This window comes from Salibacter sp. (assembly GCF_031581065.1).
Lineage (GTDB): Bacteria > Bacteroidota > Bacteroidia > Flavobacteriales_G > Salibacteraceae > Salibacter.
In genome coordinates, this window is the sequence record NZ_JAVLBN010000077.1 from 1 (window position 1) to 5,681 (window position 5,681).

The 5,681-nt window shown below is 45.1% G+C and carries 4 protein-coding genes and 1 riboswitch; all 4 genes read left to right on the forward strand.

Going from position 1 to position 5,681, the window contains the following annotated elements:
* Nucleotides 1-717 (forward strand): helix-turn-helix domain-containing protein (locus RI557_RS11240; protein WP_310683844.1); only part of this gene is annotated, 717 nt, incomplete at its 5' end.
* 60 nt (nucleotides 718-777) lie between these two features.
* Nucleotides 778-880: riboswitch (SAM riboswitch) on the forward strand.
* An 82-nt stretch (nucleotides 881-962) separates the two neighbouring features.
* Nucleotides 963-1,973, forward strand: coding sequence for a homocysteine S-methyltransferase family protein (locus RI557_RS11245; protein ID WP_310669112.1), 1,011 nt, complete (start codon nucleotides 963-965; stop codon nucleotides 1,971-1,973).
* On the forward strand, nucleotides 1,966-4,647 hold the full coding sequence (gene metH, locus RI557_RS11250) for a methionine synthase (protein WP_310669110.1): 2,682 nt from the start codon (nucleotides 1,966-1,968) through the stop codon (nucleotides 4,645-4,647). The genes RI557_RS11245 and metH overlap by 8 nt, the downstream gene beginning before the upstream one ends.
* Nucleotides 4,648-4,656: 9 nt before the next feature.
* The gene (gene metF / locus RI557_RS11255; protein WP_310683848.1) at nucleotides 4,657-5,613 is read left to right on the forward strand and encodes a methylenetetrahydrofolate reductase [NAD(P)H]; all 957 of its coding nucleotides are present in this window, start codon (nucleotides 4,657-4,659) and stop codon (nucleotides 5,611-5,613) included.
* Nucleotides 5,614-5,681 lie beyond the last annotated feature (68 nt).

A 5,681-nucleotide genomic window follows, 5' to 3' on the forward strand; every position in this document is an offset into this window, starting at 1 on the left:
GCCAATCGATCGAAAAAGCAAACCTATTTTGAATGGACGAACGAACGATTCAAAGAAGTTCAGGAACTCTATCACAAAACAGTGAAGCCGCTGAGGCAAATCGCTCAATTGAAAGAAGCTTATGGTCAGAACCTCAACCAGCTGGCATCCGTCCTCAGCGATGCCAAACCCGGGGTGATGAATGCGCTCAACGACCTCATCAACAGGCTAAAAGCACAGCGGAAAACAATCAAAGAGGAGGAAGGCCTCAAGCAGTACTCAAAAGAGCTGGAAGAATTATTAGACTTTGCCGAGCGCAAAAAGCAATCGCTCTACAGGGCAACAGTAATTGTAGAGAAAGCAGCAGAGGGGAAAACACCTGAACCATCTGATTTATCGATCGACTCAAAACCCGGCTCTAAAAAGAAGACCGGAAAGAAAGACAAAACGCCCAGCCATAAAATCAGCCTCAGGATGTTCCAGGCTGGCACTGATATCGAAGAAATTGCCCGCGATCGAAACCTCACAAAAGGGACAATTTTCAGCCACCTCGCAAAAAGCGTTGAAGACGGAATCATCCCACCAACCGATTTAATCGAAGAGTCGCGCTATGACGAACTGTGCCACGGGTTAGACAACATCAAATTCGACAACCTCACCGAGGCACGCGAAAAGCTCGACCGCAAGTACGATTACGATGAAATTCGGCTGGCTCTGAAAGCGCGAAAAGAGCTCTGATCAAACTAGATATTATCGTCTCAGTATTGCTAGTACAAAATCCTATCCTATATTTGGCTGAGCTTATCAAGAAAGACGGAGGGACTGGCCCTTAGATGTCTTAGCAACCCAGGCTAGCTGGGTGCTAATTCCTTTCTTCTCAATAGAGAAGTTAAGATGAGCAGAAAAGAGATTTTCAGCGAATCAATATCAACCAGTTTTCCAAAATCTTGTGATAAGCCAAATGCAAAAAAAGCAATTGACTTATGCACAATCAATTAGAAGATTCTTTAGCCCAGCGTATTCTCGTGTTAGATGGCGCTATGGGAACAATGATCCAGCAGCACGACCTCACTGAAGAGGATTTTCGGAATGATCAATTAAAAGATCACGAATCGCCACTTAAGGGAAACAACGACTTGCTTTCCATTACACGGCCCGATATCATTCTCGATATCCATCGCGATTACCTGGAAGCCGGAGCTGATATCATCGAGACGAACACGTTCAGCAGTACGTCAATAGCCCAGTCCGATTACGACCTCGAAGAACTGGTTTACGACCTCAACTACCAGTCGGCAAAGCTGGCGAAACAGGCGGCTAATGAATATACAGCCAAAACACCTGACAAACCGAGGTTTGTTGCCGGGTCGGTCGGACCCACAAACCGCACGGCATCACTTTCTCCCGATGTGAACAACCCCGGATACAGAGCGGTGAACTTCGATGACCTTCAGGATGCATATCGCGAACAAATCAACGGTCTGCTCGATGGCGGTTGTGACATACTACTCATCGAAACTATTTTCGACACGCTGAACGCAAAAGCCGCTCTTTTTGCCTGTGAACAGGTATTCGATGAAAGAGGTCAAAAATGGCCTATCATGGTATCGGGAACGATTACTGATGCAAGCGGAAGAACACTTTCCGGTCAGACCCCGGAGGCCTTTCTCATCAGTGTTTCACACGCACCGCTGCTCAGCGTAGGGTTTAATTGTGCGCTGGGAGCCGAACAGCTCGAGCCTTACCTCGAACGTGTGGCAAAAGAAACAGATTTCTACACCAGTGCCCACCCAAATGCCGGATTACCTAACGAATTTGGCGAATACGATCAATCACCCGATATGATGGCGGGCCAAATAGAGGAATACCTAAAAAGCAATTTAGTGAACATCATTGGAGGATGTTGCGGCACTACGCCCCAACACACAAAAATAATTGCTGAGACAGCTTCAAAGTACGAACCCAGAAAAAGAAAGGAAACGGTCAATGGCTAATCAATTTCATCCTACAAAACTTGTTTTATCCGGTATTGAGCCTTTGATAACGAATGAGGACTCGAACTTTGTCAATGTTGGTGAACGCTGTAATGTAACAGGATCAAAAAGATTCTTGCGACTCATCCGCGAAGAAAACTTTGACGAGGCAGTTGAGGTTGCGCGCAACCAGGTTGAAGGCGGAGCACAAATCCTCGATGTCAACATGGATGAGGGAATGCTCAACGGTAAAGAGGCGATGGTCAAGTTTTTGAACCTAATCGCAGCAGAGCCTGACATTGCGCGCGTTCCCATTATGGTTGACAGCTCAAAATGGGAAATCATTGAAGCCGGACTCAAAAGCATACAGGGGAGAGGAGTCGTCAACTCAATATCGCTTAAAGAGGGTGAAAAGGTCTTCCTTGAACAAGCTAAAAAAATTCGCCAGTATGGAGCTGCAACAGTTGTCATGGCGTTTGATGAAGATGGCCAGGCCGATACATACGAACGCAGAATTTCCATCTGCAAGCGATCTTATGATTTGTTAATCGACAAAGTTGGGTTCAATCCGCACGACATCATTTTTGATCCCAATATTTTCCCGGTCGGAACCGGAATCGAGGAACACAACAATTACGCGGTCGATTTTTTTAATGCTGCAAACTGGATCAGAACCAACTTACCGGGAGCGCATGTGAGTGGCGGATTGAGCAATGTTTCGTTTTCTTTCCGTGGAAACAATACCGTTCGCGAAGCAATGCACTCTGCATTTCTCTACCACGCGATTAAGAACGGGATGGACATGGGAATTGTGAACCCAACCACGCTCACAATTTACGATGACATCGATGCTGAACTCCTGGAAAAGGTAGAAGATGTCCTGTTCAACCGCAGAGATGATGCCACGGAGGAATTGCTCGATTTTGCTCAGAGTGTCAAACAAAAAGATACACCAAAAGAAAAAGTTCTCGAATGGCGATCGCTACCGCTCGAAAAGCGAATTGAGCACTCCCTTGTAAAAGGGATTGCCGAGTTCATCGAGGAAGATGTGGAAGAGAGCAGGCAGGAAAAAGACAAGCCGCTGGAAGTGATTGAAGGTCCGCTCATGAAAGGCATGAATGTGGTTGGTGACTTGTTTGGTAGCGGAAAAATGTTTTTGCCCCAGGTGGTGAAAAGTGCACGTGTGATGAAACGGGCTGTCGCTTACCTGGAACCTTATCTCGAAGAGGAAAAACGCAAAAATCCAAACCCGTCTGATAAAGGAAAAGGGAAAGTTCTTTTGGCAACCGTGAAAGGAGATGTTCACGATATCGGGAAGAATATTGTGGGTGTCGTTTTGGCCTGCAACAACTACGAAATCATTGATTTGGGGGTAATGGTTCCGACCGAAAAAATACTAGAAGAAGCGAAAAAGAACGATGTGGATATCATTGGCCTCAGCGGACTTATAACGCCTTCGCTTGACGAGATGGTGACGGTGGCCGAGCACCTCGAAAAAGAGAACTTTAACACGCCACTTTTGATCGGGGGAGCTACTACCTCAAAAGCGCACACTGCTGTAAAAATTTCACCGGCTTATTCGGGGTCAACGCTCAATGTTTTAGATGCCTCACGAGCTGTGACATTTGTGGAGCGCTTGCTGTCAAAAGACAGGGATGAGTTCCTCGCTAAAGCGAAAGAAGAATATGACCGACTGAGGGATGATTACAACAATAAGAAAAGTGCTAAAAAACTGATTCCGTTCTCTGATGCTCAGAATAATAGATTGAAAGTGGACTGGGAAAACTCATTGGTCAGACCCCCAAAACAGAAAGGGGTTTTTGAGATGGAATTTTCGATCAGAGAATTGCGGAATTACATCGACTGGAGTCCGTTTTTCCAGTCGTGGGAGCTCTACGGAAGGTTTCCTAGAATCCTCAAAGACAAAGTCGTTGGTGAACAGGCGCAGGAGCTCTTTGATGATGCCCAGGAAATGCTGGAATCCATCATTCAGGAGAAATGGCTCAAGGCAAAAGCTGTTTACGGGTTGTTTAGCGCCTACAGCGAAGAGGATTCAGTTGCACTATTAGACGATAATGAAAATGAGATCGAGCGGTTTGAGATGATCCGTCAACAGATGGAACAAAAGAACGGAAGACCCAATCGCTCACTTGCCGATTATGTGGCTCCTAAAGGCCACAACGATCACATGGGCGCTTTTGCCGTGACAGCTGGTATTGGGATTGAAAAGAAACTAGAACAGTTTGAGCGCGAGAATGATGATTACAAAAACATTATGCTCAAAGCGCTGGCAGACAGATTAGCTGAAGCTTGTGCCGAGATGTTGCACGAGCGAATAAGAAAAGAGTACTGGGGTTATGTTCCGTCAGAAAACCTGAATAATGATGCGCTCATCAAGGAAAAGTATCAGGGAATCAGACCCGCACCCGGTTATCCTGCCTGCCCTGATCACACCGAAAAACGAAAAATATTTGATCTGCTGGATGTCGAAAATCGCATTGGGTTGAGACTGACTGATAGCATGGCGATGTATCCATCATCGGCAGTGAGTGGCTGGTATTTTGCGAGCCCGGAATCGCGCTATTTCAACGTGGGTAAAATCGACAGGGACCAGGTTGAAGATTATGCATCGAGAAAGAATATGAGTATTGAGGAAGCTGAAAAATGGCTCAGACCAATACTCAGTTATAAATAAAGAAGTTGAATGAAAGTTACTGAACACATTGAGAAAGCAAACGGCAAAGCTCTTTTTTCATTTGAAATCTTGCCACCACTGAAAGGTCAAAACATCGAGGGGATTTACAATACAATTGACCCGTTGATGGAGTTCAAACCGCCTTTTGTGGATGTTACGTATCACCGCGAAGAATACGTGTACAAAACGCACAAAAACGGATTATTGGAAAAAACCGTGACCCGGAAGAGGCCAGGAACTGTAGGGATTTGTGCAGCTATTATGCACAAGTACAAGATCGATGCGGTGCCGCATATCATTTGCGGAGGCTTCACAAAGCAAGATACTGAAGATGCGTTGATCGACCTGGACTTTTTGGGAATTGACAACGTGTTGGTTTTGCGTGGAGATCCGATCAAATCTGAAAAGAGATTCACTCCTGAGCCCAATGGACACGCTTATGCAATTGACTTGATGGAACAGGTGAAAAACCTGAATGAAGGGATTTATTTGGATGAAGACCTCAAGTACAATTCACCAACTGATTTTTGCATTGGTGTAGCGGGTTATCCCGAGAAGCATTTTGAGGCTCCGAACATGAAAAACGACCTGTACTGGCTCAAAAAGAAGGTTGAAAACGGAGCAGAATACATCGTGACGCAAATGTTTTTTGATAATTCAAGATTCTTTGAGTTTGAGAGACAATGTCGTGAAGCTGGAATCAATGTTCCTATTATTCCGGGTTTAAAACCGCTTTCAACTGAACGACAGTTGTCATTACTCCCGCAAATCTTTCACCTCGATTTACCGGATGCTCTCGTTGATGAGGTCAACAAAGCAAAATCAAAAGATGCTATCAGGCAAATTGGTGTGGAATGGTGCATTGAACAATCCAAAGAGTTGATCAAAAACGGATCTCCGGTATTGCACTACTACTCAATGGGAAAGAGTAAGAATATCCAGAAGATTGCGAGGGCTGTTTTTTAGGGTTTTTTTGCCTGAAATAATTGCCTGATATTTTAAAAAGCAAAAGTATCATAGGTCATATCAATTAC